Origin of the sequence: uncultured Nostoc sp. (assembly GCF_964245445.1) — a bacterium.
In the GTDB taxonomy this organism is placed as follows: Bacteria; Cyanobacteriota; Cyanobacteriia; order Cyanobacteriales; family Nostocaceae; genus Nostoc.
On the sequence record NZ_CAXTNE010000088.1, the window covers coordinates 1 to 26,675 of the forward strand.

Consider the following 26,675-nt stretch of genomic DNA (forward strand, 5'->3'; position numbering starts at 1 on the left):
TCGCTACTATCCACATCTGGATTCACAAAATATTATTAGTGGGATAGGTTCAGGGAAGTTAAACATTGCAGCTTTGGGATTGTCCGTAAACCAGCCCGAAGTTTCGGGGATTACCTGTTTTCTGGAAGGACAACTTAGTAAGTTTTCCAACAGGCTGTAGAATCTCGAACAAAGCGCCATCTTCAGCCGTTCGCACAGCGTGTCACAGACAAGGCAAGATGGGGTAGTTTTCTACCTTATTTGATAATTGAATTTACCTGGGAAGTGAGCTTTACTTTTTACAAAGTTATTCTGTCGTTATAATAGACTATCTTTGGCAACTTAGTGTTTATACGTAGGGGGTGCTGAAACGGGTATTTAGTTGAAATGCTGATGTGGTAAGGGTTATAAAAATATAAAAAACTTTTTGATTTACTGATTCTCGTCTAATTAGCCCAATCCAAAGACCTCTAAAAGGTTTTAATAGGTAAAACCGTCTCTCTCCGAATTGGAGCTACGGTGTACACACAAGTCTTTTAACATTGCCCCACAAGCTTTTTATCCCCCCAACCCCCCGATAAATTGGGGGGCAAAAGCCCTTTAAAGTCCCCCAATTTATCGGGGGATTTAGGGGGATCTTCAACGATTTTGATTTTATACAAAGATGTGTGTAAACCGTAGCCGAGTTGCACAGGGGCAGACTTGAACTTTAGTTCAAAGCAGGGAGAGGTTCATCGAACTCACGTTGATTTAGGTATTTTGTGGGATGGGCAATATCCACCCAACCTAATTTCTCGTTGTTACAGTGCGCCCTCGTCTGAAGTTTTGGATTTAGCTTTTGCCTTATTAGCACTGCGTTTAAGGGCAGAGAGCCTTGCTTCGTATTTCGACCGTTGGCGTTTACTAGGAGTATTGTCAATCAGGGTTTTCAAGGCACTACCTAGACTCTTGTAGGCATTGGGGAGGCTATAACCAAAACGAGTTGCCAAAGCGATCGCTTTCTCATCAGCATTGATCAACTCTTTTAATTGCTTTTCCCCACTATTCTTTTGGTACAATCGCCAGCCTGAAACACCACACAGCGACAAAGCTAACACCAGAAGCAATCCATCTTGTACCCACAATTCGCCTACAGCACCACCTAAACCGATGGCTAGTGCTGCCATTTCCCAACCATCTTTAGGAATTGTGTCATTTTGAACGCGAGCAACTTCATGCCAGAACAGCAGATTACGCTGATCCATTGCGAGGGCATCCCATTTCACCAAGTCAATTTGAATTTCTACCTGGTCTTTACCAATTTCTTCGCAACGAACCAGGGGTGGATTGACCTCAGTTGTGCCTTCAACCGTGACCCAGCTCTGTAATTCTGGCGGTAGTAAGCCTTTCAACCGCCGTAGTTCACTCATTTCCGCTTTGGCAGAGGAGGTTGCATAGGATGTCATAATATCCAGCCCCAGAAAATTTCAGTTATATAGTCAGGGTATCACTTTGGAGTATAGCTATTTAAGTGATGATCCGTCTCACTCACCCTTAAAACTTCCTCGCTTTTTTCGCGCTTCCATTGCCTTTTCTAACAAATCTAGCAATCCTGGGGCTTCTTCTTGGATACTGAGTAACAGTCTTTCTCCAAGTTCTATATTCCCCGGATCAAAACCTGTTGCCATAACTTCTTTCAGGCGAGGTATTGCTATGCTATCCACAATCTGAATTAACCCACTCAGACAACGGTGAAATTGTTTTTCTGTGAGAATCGAGTCTTCTAAAGGAAACTCAATAATGGCACGAATTTCGCCATCAGATGGGTCATACTCCCATTGCAACATTTTGGTTTCCCAGGAAATGGCAAGCATTGTCTGTAGGATAATTCCCTTGTGAGGATGGTCTTGAATTCCTGCCATAACTTGAGGGGCAAATACCCGGAAAAATTTTCCTTCCTCATCCAGTTGGACAACTATTAGGAAATCTTCTAGGTTATCAGCCTCCACACCTGTTATAATTCGGTCTTCTTCATCATCAAAACGGTAGTCCCAACCAAGGTTGTCTAAATAATTGGCAATCTGTTTGAGGTTAGCTCCCATAAAAGCCTCATAAGGAACGGTGGAGCAGCTGTTACCAGACCTAGTTTAACCTGCTAGGGGTAGTTGTTTAGGTTGGTGTGGCTACAAGCGATCGCATAAAAGTATGCAATTAGGGTATTGGGCATGAGGCAAAACAGTTCCAAGTTTCGTTAGCTATCCGCTAACAGCACTCATTACTCACCACTCTTGAGGGGGATTTTTGCAAGTTGTGAGAAGTGTCTGTGATTAACTAATTAGCTATCTCCACGCTATGTAAAAATAATTTGTTCATCAGCTTGCTTAAACTCAATATTAAACCTATCAAATACAACTTCTCTTTTTAAAAGTAATTGCTCTCCCCCTGTATTAGTTTGTAACCATGCCACAGCAGCAATAAAACTGTGTTCATCAATGTTTTGCCGACAATACGTAGACCATCTTCACTCCAGCCAAAATGCTCAAACCAGACTTGAGTACGAGGGTTAAATAGCCTTACCTTTTCGCTTGTCTTTTACTTATGATTGTATCTGCGATCGCTCTGCATCTTCTGGTTAAAAAAGAGCGATGGCTATTGCATAAACTACAACTAAGATTGGGAATACTGAGTAAATAACAGGAATTTTCTGCGTATAAGTGGCTTGTTATAAAATATTAGGCTGCTAATGCTTTACAAAATAGGAGAAGATTATGGATGCACTTACATTAACTTTTGCACTTGCCCCTCACATTGTAAAGGGATTAGCTAGTGGTATATTTGTACGTAATGGTGGTGTAATTCAGGATGCTGTAACGAAACAAGTTGTTGCTTGGTTAAGAGATTTAGCACCAATGCCAACTAGTTCTTCTAACAATTTACTCAACCTTGTTTTCTCCGGTGCAAATCTTGTTGCTTCTGGGGTAAATGCTACTGCTACAAGTCAAGGATTAGCTGATGTCAGTGGACGTTTAAGTGGAGTTGAACAAACAAATTTAGGTAACATAGCTGTTTCAGGAGTAAATCTAATAGGAACAGTTGCTAATGCGGCTATTTCTGGGAAAGGCTTCGCCGATATCAATGGACGTTTAGGTGGGATTGAAAATCAGTTAGGGGAAATAGCGCAGAATCTGCAACTAACTCAAGGAATTTTGCAGGTAACTACTGCTGCTAGTGTACTTAACCTAGGTGTTTCAGTAATGGGCTTTGCTGTAATAGCGCAGCGTCTCAAGGAGCTAGAAAAACGCTTAAAACAGGCGGAAGAACTATTGAACAAAGTCAACCGCAAAATTGACCTTAGTTTCTATGCTAATTTTCGTGCTGCAATTGAGTTAGCAATTAATGCCTTCACGATGACTAAATCTGAAAATCGTAGAAGCAGCGCTTTGCAAGCTATTAATCGTTTTTTAGAAGCAGAGCATATTTATACTGAATATACAGATATCGAAATTGAGCAAAAAAGCCAAATTGCTGATGAGTATTTGCTAACTTTATCTTTAGCCTACCTAGCTGAAGCACGTTGCTATTTAGAATTAGAAGAACACGATACAGCACTTCGCCGCTTCCAAGAAGGGGCTAGAGTTATCCGTTCTCGTATTCAAAAATATATTGACATTTTGCTCACTTCTAACCCAGGAGCATATTTACAACCTCAGTTCAAAGGTCAGATTGATTTGCGAAGACTAACACGAATTTACCAACGGATTGACCCAACTTTAGATGAAAACGCTGTGTTTGATCTGCAACGAGAGAATTTATTTAAAATGGCACAAGATCCTAACAAATGGTTAGATTCACTACCGGCGGCAATTTTAACTCGCGTTGAGGTTCAAGCCGGTTGGTTTGGGCCGAGTCAGGATGATTTAAAGCAAGAAGCTTACAAACGTCTTCCCCAAGTATTTGAAGTAATGGAATCTATGATTGAAACTAATTGCCGCTTTGAATCTTACCAAATAGAATTGCAAGCAATATCCCAATTAGGAATCAGTTTTCATGACTGGCTTAAATTAACTCCGTCTACAGAAATTAAACCAGACAGTACAGAATTAATGTATATAATTCCATCCAAACCTTTCGAGTTACAGCCTTCCATGTGAACTAGGCATGGAAATGAGGGGGCGGATGGTCGTTATAGTACATAGTAATGATAATCCCTAAAAAACGACAAATTTCAGGCATCACATCACCTCCTCAATTATGCTGTTTATTCAGCCATACCCACCTGATTGTAACTATTTTTAGTAGCTCTTCCTTTGCACCTCTGTGAGACAAAAAAAGGCGAACCCAAAAAGTTCGCCTTTATCATATACTGTTGCTCAATCCAAATCCAAATTTAAATCTTCGCTTCTTGTTTTACCAACTTATCCCAACCCAAATCTTTCAAATTATTATTCCGACGCAACGGACGAGTCACCAACTCTAATATGTCACGCGCATTTGTAAAGCCGTGAATTTGAGCAAAAGTGAACTCTACAGACCACTTTGTATTAATACCGCGTGCTTCCAATGGGTTAGCGTGAGCCATACCAGTAATTACCAAATCTGGTTTCAACTCATAAATACGCTGAAGTTGATTGTAATTATCCGGCTTCTCTACAATCCTTGGCAGAGGTGAATCCATTTCCTGACAAGTTTTCTCCAGTAATGCCAACTCAGCAGCTTGATAGCGCTTATCCATGTAGGGAATGCCGATTTCGTGAACAGTCATCCCACAACGGATTAAGAATCTTGCTTGGGAAATCTCCAGCAAATTATCACCCATGAAGAATACAGACTTACCGCGAATCAGTTTCACGTAATCTTCCAAACCTGCCCAAATTTGTGCTTCCCGTTCATCCAAACCCTTGGGAGTAATACCGAACACCGAGCAGATTTTCTCAATCCAAGCGCGGGTGCCATCGGGGCCAATGGGGAAGGGTGCGCCAATAAGTTTACATTTGCGGCGGCGCATTAAGGTGGTAGCTGTGCGGCTAAGGAAGGGGTTGACACCAGCGACATAATACCCTTCTTCCAGCACTGGCAGTTCTGTGAAGCGCTTGGCGGGTAGCCAGCCGGAAACTTTGATGCCTTGTTTCTTCAGTTCCAAGGTTAACTGAGTAACTACGGGGTCGGGAAGGGAGCCAAAGAGAACTAAGGGTGGATGATCTACGTACTCAGATTCATCTTGGGCGACATCTTCTTTCTTTTTGCCGAAGTTGAGCAATTTAGCGATCGCATTGCGTTCACTTTTTTCTGTTTCCGCCACCGGAGCCTTATCAGGACAACGGTTAGCCATTGCTGCTAATACAGTGTCTTCTCCTTGGGTGAAGGCGTAATCTAGACCATTTGCACGCGCTACAACGATGGGAATTCCGATTTCGGATTCCAGTTTTGGTGCTAAACCTTCCAAATCTGTTTTAATAATTTCGGTAGTGCAAGTGCCAATCCAGACAATTACACTAGGATTGCGATCGCGTTTAATCTGCAAGCACAACCGCTTTAACTCTTCATAATCATTCAGTTGTGCTGAAATATCGCCCTCTTCCAACTCTGCCATTGCATAGCGGGGTTCAGCAAAAATCATCACCCCCATCGCATTTTGCAGGAAGTAGCCACAAGTTTTTGTCCCAATCACTAAAAAGAAGCTATCTTCAATTTTTTGGTATAACCACGCCACGCAGCTAATTGGGCAAAAGGTATGGTAATTTCCAGTTTCACATTCAAAGCTTAAAGCTTCTGGTTGTTGAGCGACAGTCATTTTGGTTTTTTCTCCCCTTGATATTTAATGGCAGGTCAACCAATTTTAGATTTTAGATTGATAATTTTGGATTGAAGACTGGGACAACAAAAGTATGCTCTGTCTGATGACAATTTCCCTAATTCCTAATCCAAAACCCCAAATCTAAAACTTAAAATTGCGAGGAACGGCAATAATTAAGTGTTGGGGAAGAGACGGGCAATTTCTGATTCATCAAAAACGCCTGCTGGCAGTTCTTCCCCCAAAAAATCGTTATTTTCTTCAGCCTTTTGTAAAGCTGTTTCATCACTCCAGACATCTGACAACACGTCTTTAAACGCATTCTCATCTAGTGGACTATCTTCAAGCGCCTCGTCTTCATCCAGCTTTACTTCCATTACAGCTGTTGTATCGAAGGCAATTTCCCCAAACTCATCTGCTTCTAAACTAGAGATTTCCAGAGACTCATCTTTTGAGTCGTCTCCATCGGATAAGGAAATATCGCCAAAGGCATCTTCGGTTTCATCTAACTCGCTGATTTCTAGGCTTTGCTCATCAGAATCCACGATTGTGAACTCTTGAACTACCGCCACCGCCGCAAAGCCATTTGTATGAGAATGTGTCAATGTTTCTTCTTCAGGCTTTTCCTCAATGACAGCTGCTGCTTCTTCTACGAATCTCTCTACTTCTGGGTTGAGGAAGCGATTACCGAGAGCAAAATCTGGGTCAAAATGCAAATCCAGCACTTCAATCAGAGTATCAGCATCAGGATTGAGTTTGGCAAAGGGCAACATTAACTGTGCTAGCTTTGGCTCTAGGGCGTTAACTACTCCCAGGATGAGGTAAGAAGGTGGTCGCTTCCCGCCATCAGGTGTGTACACCGATTCCACTTGCATGTGCAGCGTAATCCAGTCCCGATTGTTCTGGAAAAATTGCAACCACTTTTGCTTTAATGAGTCTGTAAAGCTGTGAAAGAATGCCATATTATTGTCCCTCATCCTGAGAACTTGGTGATTTATACAATCATCAAGTCTAGTTCCTCTTCTGAATTAGGAACCTGGGGTTTTCCCGGATTTAGATAAAAATCGGATAACAAAGAGAACAACTCACGATCTGGTGTGTCGTTAGGCACAACACCTTCTGGACGCGCCAGAATTTGGTCAGCGATGTTGAGATAGTAATCACAAACGTAGTCTAGGGAAGGATCTTGCTCTGCCATTTCAAACAAAGTCTTACCTTTCACACGGGAAACACGGATATCTTCAATTAAAGGTAAAACTTCTAGAACTGGCATTGGCACAGCTTCTATATATTTTTCAATCAAGTCGCGCTTGGAGGTGCGATTGCCAATTAACCCAGCTAAACGCAGTGGGTGAGTTCGTGCTTTTTCACGGACTGAAGCCGCAATCCGATTAGCTGCAAACAAAGCATCAAAGCCGTTGTCTGTAACAATCAGGCAGTAATCTGCATAGTTGAGTGGTGCTGCAAAACCACCGCAAACTACGTCACCCAGAACGTCAAAGAGAATTACATCGTATTCATCAAAGGCGTTGAGTTCTTTAAGTAATTTCACGGTTTCACCGACTACATAGCCGCCGCATCCAGCACCCGCAGGTGGGCCACCAGCTTCTACGCAATCAACACCGCCGTAGCCTTTGTAAATTACATCTTCCGGCCAGACATCTTCGTAGTGGTAGTCCTTTTCTTGGAGGGTGTCGATAATTGTCGGAATCAAAAACCCAGTCAGGGTAAAGGTACTGTCATGTTTGGGGTCGCAACCAATTTGCAGCACTTTCTTGCCACGTTTAGCTAGGGCGACTGATATGTTACAGCTAGTTGTGGATTTACCGATACCACCTTTTCCGTAGACTGCTAGTTTCACTTTTATTTGCCTCTTATAGCTTCTTGTCAAACTTGTGGCTCAAACATTTGCCTTCACCTGTCCTGAGATGGCGATGCGTGAGGTCTGTGAATGTCATTATTGGGCAAATTACATAGAAAAGAAAGTGGCTCTTAATTTGGAAAACGGTCTTATCCGATGAATTAAATCAAAATTATATTTATTTGGGGTTTTGTTGGCCTTAAAGACTTTATTAGCTTTAAAAACAGACAATAAAAAGTTTTTATTACTTATTTTTATAAAAATAGTTACAAAATACAAAAAGCTAAAATCGGCTTTTTTGAATGCTTTTCGTAGAATTAGCTGATGGTCGGACAACGTGTTTTCAAGGCATTGGGGCGCTGGGTCAAGAGTAAAGAGAGGTATATGCAGCCTTATGCTTGAAATATTACTGAAATTTGCGTTAGCGTAGCTCACCGAAGGTATCGCAGAGAAATTGCCAGTTTTCAGTGGGTAGTCACAACTATTTAATTGCTGCTTGAGAGTAAGTTACTGTGGGTTTGTAAAAAATTATTAAATTCCTAGATATTGTCTAATTTTATTAAAATCTTTCGGCTGCTGCCGTCAGTCAAGGAGGCAGCAGCCCACTAATAGGTATTCCCAATCTATGACTGAGAACGAGGCAAATCAGGACACCTCAGTTTCAAGTCCGTGGATTTCCTGTAATGTTTGCCAGCCAGCTTGCCACTGGGAGTTATCTTGTAATAATTTGGCATTTATCCAGAAACGGACTTTAGGATCACAAGCAGCAACCATTTCGGCGTAAACCCAGTTAGCCTGATTTTTACGATTGACTACTTGAAAGTGCCGCCAGCCATCAACTTTTTGCTGTGCTGTCCACTTAGAACCAACTAAGTAAGGAAATTTCTGTTTTTTAGTCATTTGTTATTAGTAATTAGTCATTTGTCATTTGTCATGGGGCATAGGACATTGTTATTCTTCCCCTACTTACTCCCCCTACTCCTCCTGCTCCCTCATCTCCCAGTCCCCAGTCCCCAATTAAGATGTCACTAAATCACCATTACGGGTAAACTTCTGGCAATGCAACTCATTATCTTGCTGGACACATAGCGAAAACCATCTGATATGGCTCCAGCAGGTGTTGATGTTGTTGGTAATTTTGCGCTTTTTCTTGGAAAGTCGTTGCCTTACGACTTCGTTAGGGCAAAGTATTTCTAACGTACCCGTACCATCTTCGTAATCGACAATGCGAAATAGACAATCTTGCAACATCGCACGGCTACTGCTGTCGAAGAACCGCTTAAACCTCTGTAGCTTTTCCCCTTCAGTCATTTGGCTGATGGGTTTTATTTTCAAGAAATCTTCATCCTCAAAATCAAAGTCATCATCTTCAAAGTCGTAGGGGTCAATCATTTTTAGCATCCACTAGGCGACCTGGAATTATGGTAACTCTGTGTGGGGGCAGGGGAATAAGGACATATGGAGATGGTTTTGTACCATTGACTTGAAAGTAGATGGAGTTTAACAACACCTTGCACTGCTGAGAATTAAAAATGATATTTGCGATCGCGTACCCACATATTTATAGGTATAGCTTTACCTTGTGCATTCACTTTCACTTCCACTACTATCGGTTGCGGCTGTCCTGGTTTGATTGATCGGGCTTTAGAGATATCGTTGTTAATATCGTTCCGTTGATCCTCTGGGATGTAGTAAGTTTCTAAGCCATAAGTAATCAAATTATAGGCACTATATTGACCTTTTAAGGCTATCTGATTTGCAGCTAGAGAAGTTGGGAATTGTCCACTTACGCGCACAGGTTTCCAAGCTTGAGGAATTCCACCAGAGGATTTTTGCTCTTCCAAAATTATATACAAGTTGGTTCCCTGAGCCAAAGGCTCGCCTCGTTTGTCGGGAACAGGATTTTGCTTCACCAAATCTCCCCAACCGGGAAGTTTTTTTAAATTATCTATGCGAGAAATTTGATAATTTAGCGTCACAGAGTAACCGCGCAGCAAATCGTAAGGATCTACAGGTAGAGTTTGCAAAATAGCTGTTTTACCTGTAACAAATGTGTAAACTGATTGGGCTGGTACTGCTAAGATGATCGCTGTTTGAATTAGCAGGGGAACTACAAACCGCCAAATATCTATAGGCTTTTCTGAAGGTTCATTTTGCAAAGGTAATGCTTGATTAGTTTCCATAGGGGATAATCTGAAAAATGAGTTTTAACTATTGAATGAGCGGCTTTTTTAAATTCATAAATTTTTTACACAAATTTTGCATAAAGATGCACTTGATATTTATTAAACGAACCGTCAAAGATGCAAAGGAAGATATGGTTCAGGTAATTAGTGCTTTTTTTGCAGAGAATTTGTATTATGACCGATTATTATCAGAAGTTGATAAAACTGGTAAAGATGACAAATAACGTTCAAACCACAATCCAGCAAAAATTACAGCAATACCGCACAAAACAAAAATTAAAGATTTGAAGAGTAAAGCGGTGTCGTACTCTAGCGTTCGGCTGATAATTTGTAGTGTTAATAATATTACTCCACCCCAAAAATCGCGTCGTTGTCCTAACTCCAGCGCTTCCCGAATTAGTTCAAACCCTAACACTGCTAAAAGGACATTAAAAGCAAATATGGGAATGCCTGGAATCGGAGTGATAGCTTGATGAACGAAGATTAATAAAGTAGTTATGACAATCAAGCTGCCAATAAAGATTGTCTTGAAATCTATTCCATGGCGTTCCCTGTTGCCTGTTGATCGTAGCAAATGCCACCATTGCCATAGAGCTAAAACTGTGAAAATTACCACATCAATAAAGGGTAGCGAAGTTGCTAAGTGATTATTTTGAAATTCAGTGTAATAACCAACAGATGGATTTGACCATAACCAACGGAAAGACAGGTAGTAAAACGTGATGCTGAAAAACACCTTAGCTAGAGTCCTGGCAAAGGGCTGAAATAGCCTGGAAGAAACTCGCCAAAATAGTAAGTCATCATAACTCCACAATAATGCTGGGGGGAGGGCAAAGGCGGCTATAGCAATCCAAGGTGGAGCATCTCTATATGTCAGAACTTGCAGCGACTGGAGATGAAATTGCCAGGATGTAACAAATGCGATCGCCGCAATTCTAAAAATCCAACGGGAACGACACCAGTAAGCTAGAGGTACAAACACTACACCTAAGAGTAGGGGCAGATGTTGTATTACCAGCCGCGCCCATGTCAACTCATTTTGTGCAAAGTACCCATCAAATAATCCTATCGAATACCCGATTAGCACTAGAATCAGGGCAAGCATCCCCAAGGAAGCCAAGCGCAGACTGTAAGCCATTAGCAAAACAGCCAATCCCCAAATTAAGAACAGTTCGTAACTTGAACCGCTAATATGGAACATTTGCGCCAACAGCGCTATATTTGCGCCGATCGTCAACGCACCTAAAAGTAGCAAGCCTTCTCCGAAGACCTGTTGGCGGCGTTTTCGGCTTCTTGGGGAAATATTATTGCTTGCAGGTTGTCTCCACAAAATAAAACCAGCAATATTAGTTGTCAGGAATAAACTTAACAGTAGTGTTAACTTGGCTTCTCTATTCAAAGCTTGCCAGTTGGCAGCTACAAAAGTAATTACACCTAAGCCTAACAATGTTGCACCCACAGCGATCAAGATAAAAACGAAGCGATCGCGAGCGGCAGTTTCTAGATTATTAAATTGATACCTTTGTGCAAGTATTTGGTAAAAATCGGCATCAATAAGTCCTTCATCCTGCCATAGTTGCGCTTCTTGACGCAACTGGCGGCGAAAATTATCAAGTAACATGATTTTCTCCGAAGCTGTAAGCAAATGGAATGTGGGACGAGAACTATGCTCGTTAGATCAATGAAGCAATTATACTTACAGTGTCGCTCGACTGTTTTACGGAATACAGGCGTGAAAGTAAAGATGGGCTTGACACCATTTAAGGCGATCGCCTAGTTCATTGCCTCAAACATCTCACGACTGCTTAGAAAGTACAAATAATGAATGTTTTTTTCCACGAGCGGTAATACTACTACCCTATAAAGATGTAAAGACCGATCCAGCTAGTCGCCTCCATGTTTTTACAATGACGATATCAGAACAAAACTGATTCTTGTTCTGTATGCGACGGACACTTTGCCCAAAAAGTGTTCCCCCAAAGTTCTGATATCTGAAGACAAGCTGCCTCCGGGCGATTATGTCGGAAGTCGGCACTCAGATAACTCTGGGCAGCATTGTCTCGTGGTTGGGCGTCTACGTTCCTCAAAAAAGCCTATGCAACCAACTAATCCAAATCAATTTACAGAAAAAGCCTGGGAAGCGATCGCCCATACCCCGGATATTGTGAAACAATATCAACAGCAGCAGATAGAAAGTGAACACCTGATGAAAGCGCTGTTAGAACAAGATGGTCTAGCAACTGGCATTCTTACCAAGGCAGGTGTTAATCTTCAAAAACTGCGCGATCGCACTGAACAATTTTTCCAACGTCAGCCGAAAGTATCCGGTACTAGCAGTTCTGTCTACTTGGGACGTAGCTTAGATACACTTTTAGACCGGGCAGACGGATATCGCAAAGAGTTTGAAGACGAATATATTTCAATTGAACACTTATTGTTGGCTTACGCTAAAGATGACCGTTTTGGCAAAGGTTTATTCCAAGAATTTGGTTTAGACGAAGGCAAGCTAAAAAATATTATTAAACAAATTCGTGGGAGTCAAAAAGTGACCGACCAAAATCCAGAAGGCAAATACGAAGCACTGGAAAAATACGGGCGTGACCTTACAGAAGCTGCACGTAAAGGTCAACTCGATCCAGTGATTGGGCGGGATGATGAGATTCGTCGCACTGTGCAAATTCTCTCTCGCCGTACCAAGAATAATCCTGTGCTAATTGGTGAACCGGGTGTTGGTAAAACTGCGATCGCCGAAGGATTAGCACAGCGCATTATTGCAGGTGATGTACCCCAATCCCTCAAAGACCGTAAGTTGATTTCTTTAGATATGGGTGCTTTGATTGCAGGGGCAAAATTCCGGGGTGAATTTGAAGAACGCCTGAAAGCAGTATTAAAAGAAGTTACTGAATCTGGCGGCAATATTGTTTTATTTATTGATGAAATTCACACCGTTGTTGGCGCTGGTGCAACCCAAGGTGCGATGGATGCGGGTAACTTGTTAAAACCAATGTTGGCGCGGGGTGAATTGCGCTGTATTGGGGCGACAACCCTGGATGAATACCGCAAACATATCGAAAAAGATGCCGCACTAGAAAGACGTTTCCAGCAAGTTTATGTGGATCAACCTAGTGTAGAAGATAGTATTTCAATTCTGCGCGGGTTGAGAGAACGTTATGAAAACCACCACGGGGTGAAGATTTCTGATAGTGCTTTAGTTGCCGCCGCCGTATTGTCGAGTCGTTATATTAGCGATCGCTTCCTCCCTGATAAAGCCATTGACTTGGTAGATGAAGCCGCCGCGAGATTAAAAATGGAGATTACCTCCAAACCAGAAGAACTCGACGAAATCGATCGCAAAATTCTGCAATTGGAAATGGAGAAGCTTTCACTGCAAAAAGAAAGCGATGCAGCTTCTCGTGAACGTCTAGGAAGACTGGAAAAAGAAATTGCCGATCTCAAAGAAGAACAAAAAACACTGAATACTCAATGGCAGTCTGAAAAAGATATCATTGACAAAATTCAGTCTGTTAAAAAAGAGATTGAACAGGTCAATTTAGAGATTCAGCAAGCAGAACGCGACTACGACCTTAACCGCGCTGCGGAGTTGAAATACGGCACTTTAACCAGTTTGCATCGTCAATTGGAAGCAGTAGAAGCTGAATTGGCAAACACTCAAAGAAGTGGTAAATCACTATTACGGGAAGAAGTCACCGAAGGTGATATTGCCGAAATTATTTCTAAATGGACAGGAATTCCCATCAGCAAGTTGGTGGAATCAGAGAAAGAAAAACTGCTGCATTTAGAAGATGAACTGCACCGCCGCGTGGTTGGACAAGAAGAAGCAGTCACAGCTGTAGCCGATGCTATTCAGCGATCGCGGGCTGGACTAGCTGATCCCAATCGTCCCATTGCTAGCTTTATTTTCCTTGGGCCTACAGGTGTGGGTAAAACCGAGTTAGCGAAAGCGCTGGCGGCCTATATGTTCGATAGCGAAGATGCGCTGGTGCGAATTGATATGTCTGAGTATATGGAGAAACACGCCGTCTCTCGCTTAATCGGTGCGCCTCCAGGATACGTGGGTTATGAAGAAGGCGGACAACTTACAGAAGCAATTCGTCGCCGTCCTTATTCAGTGATTCTTTTCGATGAAATCGAGAAAGCACACCCCGATGTATTTAATATCTTCTTGCAAATTCTCGATGATGGTCGCGTAACTGATGCCCAAGGTCATAAGGTGGACTTCAAAAACGCTATTATCATCATGACCAGCAACATTGGTTCGCAGTATATTCTAGATGTCGCCGGAGATAACACCCACTACGACGAAATGCGCCGTCGAGTAATGGAAGCAATGCGGAATAGTTTCCGTCCAGAGTTCCTAAATCGACTTGACGAAATCATCATCTTCCACGGTTTAGATAAGAAAGAATTGCGGCATATTGTGCTATTGCAAGTGGAAAGATTGCGGCAAAGATTGAGCGATCGCAAAATATCCCTCAAGCTCTCGGATGCTGCACTTGACTTTTTAGCAGAAGTAGGGTATGACCCAGTTTATGGGGCACGTCCACTGAAGCGGGCGATTCAGCGAGAGTTAGAAACTCAAATCGCTAAAGCCATCTTGCGCGGTGAATTTACCGATGGCAACACTATCTTTGTAGATGTGCAAAATGAGCGTCTTTCTTTTAGTCGCTTACCTATTGAGGTGTTTAGCACCTAATTGAAGGTGAGCTTCCAACGAATGCCGTTCGTTGAAAGCTCACGTTATTTTAAGATAACTAGTGATGGGGCAATCGGTACTGTTTATCTAACAGACTCTTCTAAGCGATTAGTAGAGGAATTAAGTTGTAAAACTGAACAATTAACTTTTGACTTGGCTGGTAAACCCAATGCCTGGGAAATTTTATCGTCATAATGGGCATCCTGCCAGTTCTTCGCATGTTTGATCTGCTCAGGTGTTAAACCTTCAACACATTCAAGGTGTGTGCCTTTAAGATCGGCTCGATCAAGATTAGCTCCTTGAAGGTTTACTTTTACCAATTGGGCATTCAAGAGGCTTGCATCAACAAAGCTTGTGTTTCTCAAATCACCACTCAGATAAGCATTACTCAAATTAGCTGCCTGAAAATTAGCTTTGTAGAGATCGGTACATTTCCTATCAAGTGCTGTCTGACTGATACACCCAAAAATGGCTTTATACAAAATAGCCTTTTCAAAGTTTGCTTGGAAAAGAGCAGAACCAGAGAAGTTGGCTTCTTGAAGATTAGCTTCTTGAAGATTTATTAGTGATAAATACGCTCTTTGAACTTCAATCCCCATCAAGGCAACCTTGTCCTTGTTCAAACTTTGAAGAGCATCTATTCTGCCACCATTTCCTGGCTGATTCCGCATAGAGGCGATCGCTCTCCAAGCCTCAAGGTGTTTTTGTTCTTTACGGTCTTCTGCTTCGCAGACAAAAAAGATGACACCCACAAGAATACTCAGCTTGCCGAGAATATCCAAAATCTCGAAGAGCGCCATCTGACGGAGGATGTATAGAATCCATTCCATCCCCCACTCTGTCCACAGAAATAGTCCTGTCATAAAGGAAGTTGGTTCAGGTCGCATTGGTCTTTTGGATTCAGTTTGCTCTGGCATCTTTATACACCTCTCAATCTGCGAAACGCAATTAACGCTGGAACTTTAAGCCAAAGTAATTGGTAAGGGTTGGCGAGTTAAACGCAGGCCCCACTGACTTTATAGTTACACCATAATCCCCGTGCACTAGCAATCAACAAGAAGCTTTCCCTTTTTAGGAAAGCGTCTTTAATAGTCAGAGCGAGCGGATTCATCCGTGGGTAATAATTACGAATTATTTTGACCCTTACAAAGTACTTGTCGCATTTTACGCATATTTGCAGGCAACTCAAAGTTCATTGCTTGTTGAATGAACACTGATGGAATTGGAATCAGAGGTGTAGCTTGCACAGTATAAGCAAGCATCGTGCCGTTACCGCAATCTTTTAGTTCTAAATTGGCGTTAAAATCCTCAAAAGTCCCTTTTTCCATGCGAAATTGGATTTGTTGCCCCAGCACTTCTACAACGTTGAGGTAAATTTCAACTTTAGCTGTGAAAAAGAAAAAGGCTTTTTGTGCTGCTTGATATAGGCGTTTGACTTCCCCTTTGTGTAATATCTCGCTTTTAGTGATATCGGGAAAATATTGCACCCACCGGGGGTAATCAGTTAATTGCTGCCAGACTTGCGATCGCACCATCGGCACATACATCCAAGCTGTCACCGCGCCACCCCAGGTTTTGTGCGATCGCGTTTCTATTAAAATTTCACCCTGTACCAGCAAATTTTGCTTGTCTTGACTCCAAGCCATATCTGAACCTGCAATAATTGAGTCTGAGATATGAGACACAGACATAATGATTTTAGTTACTCCTCAACTCATCCACCTAAATAGAGCTGAAACTACAAGCCATAAAACTTGATTTAGATCCAACCCATTAAATTTTAGTTACAGTGTAATGCCTATGCTTTACAGTAACAGAGACTTTTTGGTAATTATTTCAGTTATATTACTGGAAAAACTGTAGTTCTTATCACAATTAACACAATCAATATTTAAGTAGACTTGATAATAGCGGTATTTATAAATTAAAAACTAAGTTCTTAACAGCTAGAATGGCACAAATACAACCTAATCTCAAGCACCTTACCCCAAGTTTGGATAGCATATCTCGATTTTTACGTGTTATTTCTGATGAAACTGTAACTTCATCGTAATTTCATATTTTATTGTCAATATCAAGTGTAATCTCTGTTGAGTTGAGAGGAAAAGTAGGTGAGTCAATCTTCTTTAAATCGTAGATTAATCCAGATTTTCGGTATCCTTCTCGGCATTAGTGTAGCCGTCTGGGTACTGAGAGGTTTTGGTATTCTCACTTTTATTCCAGGTGGAATAATTTGGCTACTGCTACTAGGGGCGATCGCGATCGCAATTATCAGTTACGTCCAAAGGACTTGGTGGCGTTTTTAGTCATTTGTCATTTGTCATTTGTCTAAGATACAAGAATTTTTGGTATATACCGCGCCACTCCTGGGCGAAAAAAACTAATGATATCAAACTAATTCAAACCATGTCCCAAGGGATGCTCTGAGCTTTACCGTTGCGTGAGCGTGGTTTCTCTTGGATTAATGACTAATGACTAAGCCTATTTTGACTAACTACCAGAAGTATTTAATACTGAAGCAAAGCCAACAATTTATTAGAGGAAACGAACATGGCAAAATATATATGTACTGTTTGCGCCTATGAATATGACCCAGAAATAGGCGATCCAGATAGCGATATAGCGCCGGGAACAGCCTTTGAAAATATACCAGATGATTGGGTATGTCCGACTTGTGGTGCCACAAAAGATCAATTTGAACTAGTTGAATAATGAAAATAACGGCTAGCCTAGTAAAGTACGTGCTATTGAGAAATTTTAGAACTTGCTACCGTTACGAATCGTAGTTATTGGGGGTGGAGCAGCAGGATTTTTTGGTGCGATCGCTTGTGCTAAAGCCAATCCTGATGCCCAAGTTACATTACTCGAAGCCAGTCGTCAACCTCTAGCGAAAGTGCTAATTTCTGGTGGCGGACGCTGCAACGTTACTCACGCTTGCTTTGACTCTGAAGAGTTAGTGCAAAATTACCCTAGAGGTGCAAAAGCTTTGCGGGGTGCTTTGACTCGGTTTGGGCCTCAAGACACAGTAGCTTGGTTTGCTGCTGCTGGAGTCTATCTAAAAACTGAAGCCGATGGCCGGATGTTTCCTGTCACCAATACTTCAGAAACCATTGTGGAATGTCTGATAAAAGCGGTGGCGACATCTGGAGTCAAACTCCGTATCGGTACACACGTAACTTCAGTGACCGCAGCAGATGGAGGGTTTGATATTCTTCTGAAGTCGGGAGATCCGATTAAATGCGATCGCTTACTTCTTGCGACCGGCAGCAGCCTTGTAGGTTATAAAATTGTCAAAGAATTAGGTCATCAAATAGAACCGCCAGTACCCTCTCTATTTACCTTTAACATTACCGCTCCTCAATTGCGGGCTTTAGCTGGAGTTAGCGTTAACCCTGTGCAATTGCGGTTATCTTTGGGCGGAAAATCCCAATTACAACAAACAGGCCCATTGCTAATTACCCATTGGGGTTTGAGTGGCCCCGCAGTTCTGAAGCTTTCTGCTTGGGGTGCGAGAGTTCTGCACCAAAGCCGCTATCAAGCCACATTATTAATTAATTGGCTGCCCCAATTGCAACATGAACTTGTGCGAGAAAAAGTTTTAGCAGTTAAAGATGAATGGGGAAAGAAAGCGATCGCATTGCATCGCGGCGTTGACCTACCCCATCGTCTCTGGCAATATATCATTGCCCGTGCAGGCATTACTACAGAAGACCGTTGGGCAGAAATATCTAATAAAACCTTAAATCAACTTGTGCAAGAACTTACACAAGGACAATACTTAATCAACGGCAAAGGAGCCTTCAAAGAAGAATTTGTTACCTGTGGCGGCGTCAACCTCAAAGAAGTCAACTTTAAGACGATGGAAAGTAGGTTAGTTCCTGGCCTTTATTTTGCCGGAGAAATCTTAGATATTGATGGTGTTACCGGTGGGTTTAACTTCCAAAGTGCTTGGACAACGGGGTATTTAGCAGGCGTGGCAATGGGAACTAATTCGTAATTCGTAATTACGGTTTAGTTAAGGAGAATCGTAGGTTGGGGAGCCACTGCGTTGGGCGGGTTTCCCGACTTGTTCGCGCAGCGTCTCCGACAGGAGAAGCAAGTGGCGTTTGAGGAACGAAACCCAACTATAGTTTTTGACGCTAACTGAACCGTAATGGAGCATAAAGAGGGAAAATTGTCTTGCCATTGTAGATCAATTTTGAATACATCCAACAATGAAATTCAGCGAAATTCTGTGCCAATTTGGTGATGCCGCTACCAATCATAGTTTGACTAGCAACCCAGACCATGACCCAGAAATTACAGGGGTAGCAGCTATTGATGAAGCTAGCAACGGTACTCTCAGCTACATAGAAGGGGCAAAATTTGGGTCTTTTATTGGTAAGACTAATGCTAGTGCTTTAATTTTGCCCCAGGACGAAAAATTACAGGTGCTTGCACAAGAGAGCGGTATTGTCTGGATAGCGACTTCAGATCCGCGATTGTTGTTTGCCAAAGCGATCGCACTTTTTTACCAACCATATCGCCCCATTCCAGAAATTCATCCTACTGCTGTGATTCACTCTACGGCAAAAGTTGGTAATGATGTTTACATTGGCCCCCATGCTGTGATTCAACAAGGGGTAGAAATTGGCAATGGCGCAATTATTCATCCCAACGTGGTGATTTATCCAGATGCCAAAATAGGCGATCGCACCACCTTACACGCCAACTGTACCATCCACGAACGCACCCGCATCGGTACAGATTGTGTGATTCACAGTGGTGCTGTCATCGGTGCAGAAGGCTTTGGTTTTGTTCCTACCCGTACTGGTTGGTTCAAAATGGAACAATCCGGCTATACAGTCTTAGAAGATGGCGTGGAAGTTGGCTGCAACACTGGCATTGACCGCCCAGCCGTCGGAGAAACACGGGTAGGTCGCAATACAGTAATTGATAGTTTAGTGCAAATAGGTCACGGTTGCAAAATTGGTTCTGGCTGTGCGATCGCAGGTCAGGTTGGCATGGCGGGAGGTGTTCAACTGGGAAATCGCGTTATTTTAGCTGGACAAACAGGAATAGTTAATCAAGTGAAGATGGGAGATGGGGCAATGACATCTGCTCAAACTGGAATTCACAGCGATGTTGCACCAGGAGAAGTTGTCTGCGGAACTCCAGCCCTTCCTTACAAACTATATCTCAAGGTATGTGCTGTTTATGGTCGCCTGCCAGATATGTATCAATCGCTAAAACAATTGCAACGTAAGTTCAAAGATAGCAATGATTAATAGGAACTAGTAAGTTAAAAGATAAAAGTAAAAAGAGAAGAAAGACTTAAACCGCGTCTATCTTGAAACCTGTAGTTCTTCGGTGATGAAAAGGATTTGCCCTCATCCCCCAACCTATCCCCCAGATATGGGATTCGGGGAGCCAGAATTTCAAAGTCCCTCTCCCATATCTGGGAGAGGGATTTAGGGTGAGGGCAAAAACTACGGTTCTCAACTTAGATGAGGTTTAATAAGTTCTGTTTTGTCTTTTTACTTTTGCCTTCTTTTGCTTTCTTGCACTTAATTGGGCAAAAGGATGAAATTAAAAGTGCGTAGACGTACCCCGTCGGAGACATAGTTTATATTAATTTACCGGAAGTTGAGCCTTTGAACTCGGAAGTTGAGCCTTTGAACTCGGAAGTTGAGCCTTTGAACTCGAAATGTCCAGTTGAGAAACTAAAATCCTAATTTTTCCAACACTGGCTTTGTGGAAATAACGTGGCGTTCTAAACCCAGTTCTTTTGGACTAACCCCAAGTGCCAAAGCAATCAACTGGGGTAAATGCAGCACTGGTAAACCTAATTTTTGCTCAATCACCTTTTCCACCTCTGGCTGACGCGAATCTAAATTTAAGTGGCACAGAGGACAAGGTGTAACTATACAGTCAGCACCGGATGTCAAAGCGTCCTGAATATGCATCCCCGCCATCTTGAAAGATTGGGTAGTGGCATAACTAGCTAGGGGCCAACCACAACATTGTGTCCGACCTCGGTAATAAATTGGTGTTGCACCCACCGCCCGAAACATATTTTCCATCGCTTCCGGTTGGAAGGGGTCATCATAGGGCATAGATTTTTGGGCGCGGAGGAGATAACAGCCATAAAAAGCCGCGCATTTTAATCCAGTTAACTTCCGGGTGACACGTTTGGTAATTTCCTCTAAACCGTAATCTGTTACTAGGGCGTAGAGAAGATGTTTAACGTCGGTACTGCCGCGATAAGGCGAACAGCCTTCTTTATCCAGCAAGCCATTAACCTGTTGAATGTACGCAGGGTCAGAAGTCTTACATTCTTTCAGGTGTTCATTCACATGACCAATAACACCTTGACAAGTGCTGCAATGGGTAAGTAAGGGCAAATTTAATTCTTCTGCTAGGGCAATATTTCTGGCGTTGACTGTATCTTCTAGCAGTTTAGAATCTTCTTTAAATGTCCCAGATCCGCAGCAAGCAGCTTTTTTAAGTTCAACTAGTTCAATGCCCAGTGCTTGGGTAAGCGCTTGAGTTGACTGGTAAAGTTCCCGACAGGCCCCTTGGGCAACACAACCGGGGAAGTAAGCATATTTAAGTGTCTGAGATAGCATAGAGGTATGTTTGGGTTAGAGCGATCGCTCTAAAACAATAACTGTTTTATTATTCCTTGTTAGCACCTAAGCTCTGATGTTTGGCGTTCACCGTTTCTTTAACCGTCTAGGTTCAAAGCCGCAGCGTCTATATATTCTGATTGCTTGCAAGGCTGTAAATACTGACCGAGACATTGTAAAAAAAGTTAGCAATAATTGGACAACCGAAACATTTACATACTGTTGGCAATGGCATAGTCCGCTCCTATACCCAATTCTAAGAAAACTTACCCGATTCTTTTGAGTAAGGGGAGAGATTTTCTAACAGAAAAACCCTTAGTAGTATACGGGCGATCGCGCTTGACGATAAGATGTATATGCTCAAAACAATGTTTCCCGTAAAGAGCAGAACCTAGCAACTGGTTAAGGACTTTTATTATTTATGAGCCAAACGGAACTTTTTGATAAGGTCAAAAAAATCGTCGCCGAACAATTGAGTGTCGAAGATGCTGACAAAATCACTCCTCAGTCCAAATTTATGGACGATCTAGGAGCAGATTCCTTGGATACCGTTGAACTGGTGATGGCCTTGGAAGAAGAATTTGATATCGAAATTCCCGACGAAGCTGCCGAGCAGATTTTAACGGTTCAAGACGCAGTAGATTACATCAATAACAAAGTTACCGCATCAGCTTAAAAAAGTTTTGAGTCTTTGAAGTTTAGATGGCTTTGTCTCGCCCCCTTTGGGCATCTAGGCAAAAATCACTGCTTTGACTTTTCACTGAGTGCTGAGTTAGAGACGCGATTAATCGCGTCTGTACAGGAGTTAGAGTTTTCGGAGGCAAAAGTTCGGAGTTTTCTCCATCTTTGGGTGCTTCCAAAACTCAGAACTCAGGACGGGCTAAATGCCCCGCTAACGCTAACAAAACTCAGCACTGTTTAATGCCTGCTGCTTTTTCGCCACCTTTAACTGAATCATGACAGATTATACACGTAAACGCGTTGTTGTAACTGGTGTTGGCGCGATTACACCTATAGGTAACACAGCAACAGAATATTGGGATGGATTATTGAGTGGACGTAATGGCATTGACCGCATCACATTTTTTGATGCATCTCGCCATGATTGCCGCATTGCTGGTGAAGTAAAAAACTTCGATCCACACGATTACTTGGAGCGCAAAGAGGCCAAGCGCATGGATCGATTTGCCCAATTTGGGGTTTCGGCAGCAAAACAGGCTCTAGCTAACGCGCAGTTAGTTATTAATGAACTGAATGCAGAACAGGTAGGTGTCATGATCGGTTCTGGCGTTGGTGGCATTAAGGTATTAGAAGACCAGCAAACTATCTACCTCAACCGTGGGCCTGATCGCTGTAGTCCATTCATGATACCGATGATGATCGCCAATATGGCAGCAGGATTAACGGCAATTCACACGGGTGCTAAAGGGCCAAATTCCTGCCCTGTAACTGCCTGCGCTGCTGGCTCTAACGCTGTAGGCGATGCTTTTCGCTTAATTCAAGGGGGATATGCTCAGGCGATGATTTGCGGCGGAACAGAGTCGGCTGTGACACCATTATCGATGGCTGGGTTTGCCGCTTGCAAAGCCCTCTCTTTTCGCAATGACGATCCGGCTCATGCTTGCCGTCCCTTTGACCGCGATCGCGATGGATTTGTCTTGGGTGAAGGTTCAGGAATTTTAATTCTCGAAGAACTGCAACACGCCCTCAGTCGCGGCGCTCACATTTATGCCGAAATGATCGGCTATGGTATGACCTGTGACGCTTACCATATCACTTCCCCCGTCCCTGGTGGACTTGGAGCCGCTAGAGCAATAGAACTAGCGCTCAAAGATGCCAATATAACTCCCGAACAGATTAGCTATATTAATGCTCACGGCACTAGTACCCCAGCTAATGATTCAACTGAAACCTCAGCAATCAAAAAAGCTTTGGGAGAACATGCCTATAAGGTGGCAATTAGCTCCACCAAATCTATGACAGGTCATTTATTGGGCGGTTCTGGAGGTATTGAAGCAGTCGCAACAGTACTGGCGATCGCTAATGACCAAATTCCACCGACAATCAATCTGGAAAATCCCGATCCAGAGTGTGACTTAGATTACGTGCCTAACTCTAGCCGCGCTCAAAAAGTTGAGGTGGCAATATCCAATTCTTTTGGGTTTGGCGGTCATAATGTCACACTGGCCTTTAAGAAATACGTCTAAAAATTTCCCATTTTATTGCTGGTCGGCTCTCCTGAGATGACTGTGCCAAAAGTATCAGAAATATCATTCCGATATAAAGTAAGCGTTCAGCATGACCCAATTATCAGCTTGATTTATCACCAGAAACTCAGGAGATCCCGCTTGTCCATCGACAAGCGGGAATGGGATGATGAGGATACTGTGGGGAATCTAAAATAACCCCAGCAAGAGAAGCTACGAAGAGTGCTAACCCGTCGTTAAATACAAGAGATTATGACTGTTGCAACCCAATCCGCCAAAGAATTGTCCGTCGAAGAACTGGCTATTAACTCGATCCGCTTCTTGGCTATTGATGCCGTAGAAAAAGCAAAATCGGGACACCCAGGACTACCAATGGGCGCGGCTCCGATGGCTTTTGTCCTCTGGGATCGCTTTTTGAAGTTTAATCCCAAGAATCCCAAATGGTTTAACCGCGATCGCTTTGTCTTGTCTGCCGGTCATGGCTCGATGTTGCAGTACGCCCTACTGTACCTTACAGGCTACGACAGCGTAAGCATTGAAGATATCAAGCAATTCCGTCAATGGGAGTCCAAAACCCCTGGACACCCCGAAAACTTCATGACCCCAGGCGTGGAAGTCACAACTGGCCCCTTGGGTCAAGGAATTGCCAATGGAGTCGGTTTAGCGATCGCGGAGGCGCACCTAGCCGCTAAATTTAACAAACCCGATACCAAGATTGTTGACCATTACACCTACGTGATTGTGGGTGACGGTTGCAACATGGAAGGAATTTCTGGTGAAGCTTGTTCTTTCGCAGGACACTTAGGATTAGGCAAACTCATCGCTCTGTACGACGACAACCACATTTCTATCGACGGTTCCACAGATGTGGCATTCACCGAAGATGTTTCCAAGCGTTTTGAAGCTTACGGCTGGCACGTCCAACACGTGGAAGATGGTAACACGGATTTAGAAGCGATCGCCAAAGCAATTGAAGCGGCTAAAGCTGTCACCGATAAGCCTTCTTTCATCAAGGTAACAACCATTATTGGTTACGGTTCTCCCAATAAAGCAAACACTGCTGGTGTTCACGGCGCTGCTCTTGGTGGAGACGAAATAGCATTGACTCGGAAAAATTTGGGTTGGGAATACGAGCCTTTCGTAGTACCCGAAGAGGCCCTCAACCACACACGTAAAGCAGTTGAGCGCGGTGCAGGCTACGAAGACGAATGGAACAAAACCTTTGCAGACTACAAAGCTAAGTATGGCCAAGAAGCGGCTGAATTGGAACGTTACCTAAGCGGCAAGCTACCCGATGGTTGGGATAAGGTACTACCCACCTACACTCCTGAAGACAAAGGACTGCCTACCCGCAAACACTCAGAAACTTGCCTCAATAAACTGGCGGCAGTTTTACCTGAATTGATTGGTGGTTCAGCTGACTTGACCCACTCTAACCTTACCGAAGTTAAAGGCAAAGGCGACTTCCAAAAAGGACACTACGAAAACCCCAACATCCACTTTGGTGTGCGGGAACATGCTATGGGCGCAATCTGTAATGGTATAGCACTGCACGCTTCGGGATTAATTCCCTACGGTGCTACCTTCTTGATCTTCACAGACTATATGCGTGCTGCCATCCGCTTATCCGCCCTTTCCCAAGCTGGCTCGATTTGGGTGATGACTCACGATTCCATTGGACAAGGTGAAGATGGCCCCACGCACCAACCCATTGAAACTCTCGCTTCCTTGCGAGCCATTCCTAATTTATTAGTGTTTCGTCCTGCAGACGGTAACGAAACCTCTGGCGCTTATAAAATAGCGATCGAAAAGGCGAAGCAAAATGCTCCGTCTCTGTTAGCGTTCACTCGTCAAAACGTTCCCAACTTGGCAGGTACATCAATTGAGGGTGTAGCGAAGGGTGGATACACTGTGGTAGATAGCGAAGGTACACCTGATCTCATCCTGATTGGTACTGGTTCAGAATTGAGCCTCGCCGTCGGCGCAGCCGAAAAACTTACAGCCGAAGGTAAGAAAGTTCGTGTTGTTTCGCTACCTTCATGGGAACTGTTTGAAGCACAGGATGCGGCTTATAAAGAATCCATTTTGCCGAAAGCTGTCACCAAGCGTTTGTCTGTAGAAGCTGGCGCTAGTTTTGGTTGGCACAAATATGTGGGTACTGAAGGCGATACTGTTAGTATTGATCGCTTTGGTGCTTCGGCTCCAGGTGGTGTTTGTTTAGAGAAGTTTGGCTTTAGCGTTGATAATGTATTAGCTAAGGCTAAACAATTGTTGGGTTAATAGCAATAGAATATTCTCAAAATTTTGTGAGGTGGGCTGAAAAGCCCGCCTTTTTTTACACACAGGGGCGCTAAAGAAGATTGTTTATAATTAAGATAATTATTTGAGAAATGGAGAGAATTATGCCAGAAATTGCTAATTATCAAGAACTGAGTAACCGCATATCAACAATCGTTGAAAAGTTAATTAAAGGTAATAGCTTATATCAAGTTAAGTTAAACCAACAGGAAATGATAGAAATGTTAGTAGAACTCTTTGGGCAGTTATCACCAGAGGAAATGAGAGCTATAACCGAGCATGAACTGACACGCAGAATTGATAAGATTCTTGTCTTAGAAGCGGTTTCTGGTACGTTAAATGATTTGACCCCAGAGCAAATCAAAATGTACGATGATGCAGTAAAGCGAAAATAGACAAAGTGGCTTATTTATTAGATACAAATATTGTTAGTTACATTTTGAGGAGAAATGCAACTGTTAGTAGGAAACTACGGGATGCTAATCGTTCGGGACAAGAAGTTTTTATCAGTTGTATAACTTATTATGAAGTTAAAAGAGGACTTTTGTATGTAAATGCTGCGAGGCAGATAGCAGAATTTAATCAGTTTTATAGAAAATATGAAGTTTTATTCTTGGATGATATAGAAATTATTGAGAGGGCATGTGAAATCCATGTGGATTTACAACGTAGGGGTTTGAAGATACAAGAACAAGATATATTGATAGCAGCTACAGCGATCGCACGCGGATTAATTCTGGTTTTTAATGACTCTGACTTGGTGCGAGTTGAAGGACTAAGCTTGGAGAATTGGCTATCAACAGATTCTTAGAAATAACAGCTTCGTCTCTACTTAAATTTACATCTGTCCTTGTGACACTCGTGTTTAGAAACCGGATTTTTCTGAAAACCCGGTTTCTAGTTCTAAATTCCTACTAACTTGTCTAAAATAGCCCTAGCGCGAGAATCGTTTACTCCTCCTGCTGTCCGATAAAAAACTTCCCATTCATCAGAAGTAATTTGTAAATACGATTTGTATTTATCTGCTGATGCTCTCAGCCTTTGTTTGTAAT

25 protein-coding genes are annotated in these 26,675 nt (G+C 42.8%); 11 read left to right on the forward strand and 14 right to left on the reverse strand.

Translation table 11 applies throughout. From position 1 onward, the window contains the following. Positions 1-779 precede the first annotated feature (779 nt). Entirely contained in the window at positions 780-1,424 is a 645-nt protein-coding gene (locus tag ACFE90_RS16390) for a DUF3318 domain-containing protein (RefSeq protein ID WP_375502271.1), read from the reverse strand. Between the two features lie 78 nt (positions 1,425-1,502). Next, positions 1,503-2,060, reverse strand: coding sequence for a hypothetical protein (locus ACFE90_RS16395; protein WP_375502273.1), 558 nt, complete (start codon positions 2,058-2,060; stop codon positions 1,503-1,505). A 666-nt stretch (positions 2,061-2,726) separates the two neighbouring features. On the opposite strand from ACFE90_RS16395, the gene ACFE90_RS16400 reads away from it, so the two are divergent. Continuing rightward, complete coding sequence (locus ACFE90_RS16400) at positions 2,727-4,109, forward strand: hypothetical protein (protein ID WP_375502275.1); 1,383 nt, start codon at positions 2,727-2,729, stop codon at positions 4,107-4,109. Position 4,110: 1 nt separating this feature from the next. Here ACFE90_RS16400 and ACFE90_RS16405 read toward each other — a convergent pair whose 3' ends face one another. The 8 genes from ACFE90_RS16405 to ACFE90_RS16440 form a co-directional block, all read right to left on the reverse strand. Next, positions 4,111-4,191 (reverse strand): DUF4160 domain-containing protein, encoded by an 81-nt coding sequence (locus ACFE90_RS16405; protein WP_375502311.1) that lies wholly within the window; start codon positions 4,189-4,191, stop codon positions 4,111-4,113. Positions 4,192-4,345: 154 nt separating this feature from the next. After that, a complete protein-coding gene (locus tag ACFE90_RS16410) occupies positions 4,346-5,749 on the reverse strand; it encodes a ferredoxin:protochlorophyllide reductase (ATP-dependent) subunit N (protein ID WP_375502277.1) in 1,404 nt (467 codons plus the stop codon). Between the two features lie 176 nt (positions 5,750-5,925). Next, positions 5,926-6,711 (reverse strand): DUF5331 domain-containing protein, encoded by a 786-nt coding sequence (locus ACFE90_RS16415; RefSeq protein ID WP_375502279.1) that lies wholly within the window; start codon positions 6,709-6,711, stop codon positions 5,926-5,928. Positions 6,712-6,743: 32 nt separating this feature from the next. Next, positions 6,744-7,610 carry a ferredoxin:protochlorophyllide reductase (ATP-dependent) iron-sulfur ATP-binding protein gene (gene bchL / locus ACFE90_RS16420; protein WP_012410753.1) on the reverse strand — a complete coding sequence of 289 codons (867 nt, stop codon included), beginning with the start codon at positions 7,608-7,610 and terminating at the stop codon, positions 6,744-6,746. Positions 7,611-8,255: 645 nt separating this feature from the next. Continuing rightward, on the reverse strand, positions 8,256-8,510 hold the full coding sequence (locus tag ACFE90_RS16425) for a TIGR02450 family Trp-rich protein (RefSeq protein WP_100901323.1): 255 nt from the start codon (positions 8,508-8,510) through the stop codon (positions 8,256-8,258). A gap of 117 nt (positions 8,511-8,627) precedes the next feature. Beyond that, positions 8,628-9,002, reverse strand: coding sequence for a hypothetical protein (locus ACFE90_RS16430; protein WP_375502281.1), 375 nt, complete (start codon positions 9,000-9,002; stop codon positions 8,628-8,630). A gap of 134 nt (positions 9,003-9,136) precedes the next feature. Beyond that, positions 9,137-9,793 (reverse strand): GDYXXLXY domain-containing protein, encoded by a 657-nt coding sequence (locus tag ACFE90_RS16435; protein WP_375502283.1) that lies wholly within the window; start codon positions 9,791-9,793, stop codon positions 9,137-9,139. Between the two features lie 175 nt (positions 9,794-9,968). Further along, on the reverse strand, positions 9,969-11,417 hold the full coding sequence (locus ACFE90_RS16440; protein ID WP_375502285.1) for a DUF2157 domain-containing protein: 1,449 nt from the start codon (positions 11,415-11,417) through the stop codon (positions 9,969-9,971). 474 nt (positions 11,418-11,891) lie between these two features. On the opposite strand from ACFE90_RS16440, the gene clpB reads away from it, so the two are divergent. After that, positions 11,892-14,510, forward strand: coding sequence for an ATP-dependent chaperone ClpB (gene clpB / locus ACFE90_RS16445; protein ID WP_375502287.1), 2,619 nt, complete (start codon positions 11,892-11,894; stop codon positions 14,508-14,510). Between the two features lie 83 nt (positions 14,511-14,593). Here clpB and ACFE90_RS16450 read toward each other — a convergent pair whose 3' ends face one another. After that, a complete protein-coding gene (locus ACFE90_RS16450; protein ID WP_375502289.1) occupies positions 14,594-15,427 on the reverse strand; it encodes a pentapeptide repeat-containing protein in 834 nt (277 codons plus the stop codon). Positions 15,428-15,634: 207 nt separating this feature from the next. Then, on the reverse strand, positions 15,635-16,201 hold the full coding sequence (locus tag ACFE90_RS16455; protein ID WP_375502291.1) for an SRPBCC family protein: 567 nt from the start codon (positions 16,199-16,201) through the stop codon (positions 15,635-15,637). Positions 16,202-16,621: 420 nt separating this feature from the next. Between ACFE90_RS16455 and ACFE90_RS16460 the strand changes: the two genes are divergently transcribed. From ACFE90_RS16460 to lpxD, 4 genes are all read left to right on the forward strand, one after another. Next, positions 16,622-16,816 carry a hypothetical protein gene (locus tag ACFE90_RS16460; protein ID WP_100901319.1) on the forward strand — a complete coding sequence of 65 codons (195 nt, stop codon included), beginning with the start codon at positions 16,622-16,624 and terminating at the stop codon, positions 16,814-16,816. 244 nt (positions 16,817-17,060) lie between these two features. After that, positions 17,061-17,222, forward strand: a complete 162-nt coding sequence (rd, locus tag ACFE90_RS16465; protein WP_375502293.1) for a rubredoxin — start codon at positions 17,061-17,063, stop codon at positions 17,220-17,222. Between the two features lie 52 nt (positions 17,223-17,274). Continuing rightward, the gene (locus ACFE90_RS16470) at positions 17,275-18,507 is read left to right on the forward strand and encodes an NAD(P)/FAD-dependent oxidoreductase (protein WP_375502295.1); all 1,233 of its coding nucleotides are present in this window, start codon (positions 17,275-17,277) and stop codon (positions 18,505-18,507) included. Positions 18,508-18,724: 217 nt separating this feature from the next. After that, a complete protein-coding gene (gene lpxD / locus ACFE90_RS16475; RefSeq protein WP_375502297.1) occupies positions 18,725-19,777 on the forward strand; it encodes a UDP-3-O-(3-hydroxymyristoyl)glucosamine N-acyltransferase in 1,053 nt (350 codons plus the stop codon). A 435-nt stretch (positions 19,778-20,212) separates the two neighbouring features. Here the strand turns inward: lpxD and ACFE90_RS16480 are convergent, their stop codons facing one another. Continuing rightward, a complete protein-coding gene (locus ACFE90_RS16480) occupies positions 20,213-21,118 on the reverse strand; it encodes a CoB--CoM heterodisulfide reductase iron-sulfur subunit B family protein (RefSeq protein ID WP_375502299.1) in 906 nt (301 codons plus the stop codon). Positions 21,119-21,539: 421 nt separating this feature from the next. Between ACFE90_RS16480 and acpP the strand changes: the two genes are divergently transcribed. Further along, a complete protein-coding gene (gene acpP, locus ACFE90_RS16485; protein ID WP_229451155.1) occupies positions 21,540-21,794 on the forward strand; it encodes an acyl carrier protein in 255 nt (84 codons plus the stop codon). Positions 21,795-21,816: 22 nt separating this feature from the next. On the opposite strand, the gene ACFE90_RS16490 is transcribed toward acpP, so the two are convergent. Next, positions 21,817-21,978: a hypothetical protein gene (locus tag ACFE90_RS16490; protein WP_375502301.1), complete on the reverse strand. Its 162-nt coding sequence runs from the start codon at positions 21,976-21,978 to the stop codon at positions 21,817-21,819. 96 nt (positions 21,979-22,074) lie between these two features. Here ACFE90_RS16490 and fabF point away from each other — a divergent pair, with 96 nt between their 5' ends. The 4 genes from fabF to ACFE90_RS16510 all read left to right on the forward strand — a co-directional run bounded on the left by fabF (position 22,075) and on the right by ACFE90_RS16510 (position 26,434). Beyond that, positions 22,075-23,325, forward strand: coding sequence for a beta-ketoacyl-ACP synthase II (fabF, locus tag ACFE90_RS16495; protein WP_375502303.1), 1,251 nt, complete (start codon positions 22,075-22,077; stop codon positions 23,323-23,325). A 252-nt stretch (positions 23,326-23,577) separates the two neighbouring features. Then, entirely contained in the window at positions 23,578-25,605 is a 2,028-nt protein-coding gene (gene tkt, locus ACFE90_RS16500; protein ID WP_375502305.1) for a transketolase, read from the forward strand. Positions 25,606-25,727: 122 nt separating this feature from the next. Then, on the forward strand, positions 25,728-26,018 hold the full coding sequence (locus ACFE90_RS16505; RefSeq protein ID WP_375502307.1) for a hypothetical protein: 291 nt from the start codon (positions 25,728-25,730) through the stop codon (positions 26,016-26,018). 5 nt (positions 26,019-26,023) lie between these two features. Further along, a complete protein-coding gene (locus ACFE90_RS16510) occupies positions 26,024-26,434 on the forward strand; it encodes a type II toxin-antitoxin system VapC family toxin (protein WP_375502309.1) in 411 nt (136 codons plus the stop codon). The last annotated feature ends 241 nt before the right edge of the window (positions 26,435-26,675 follow it).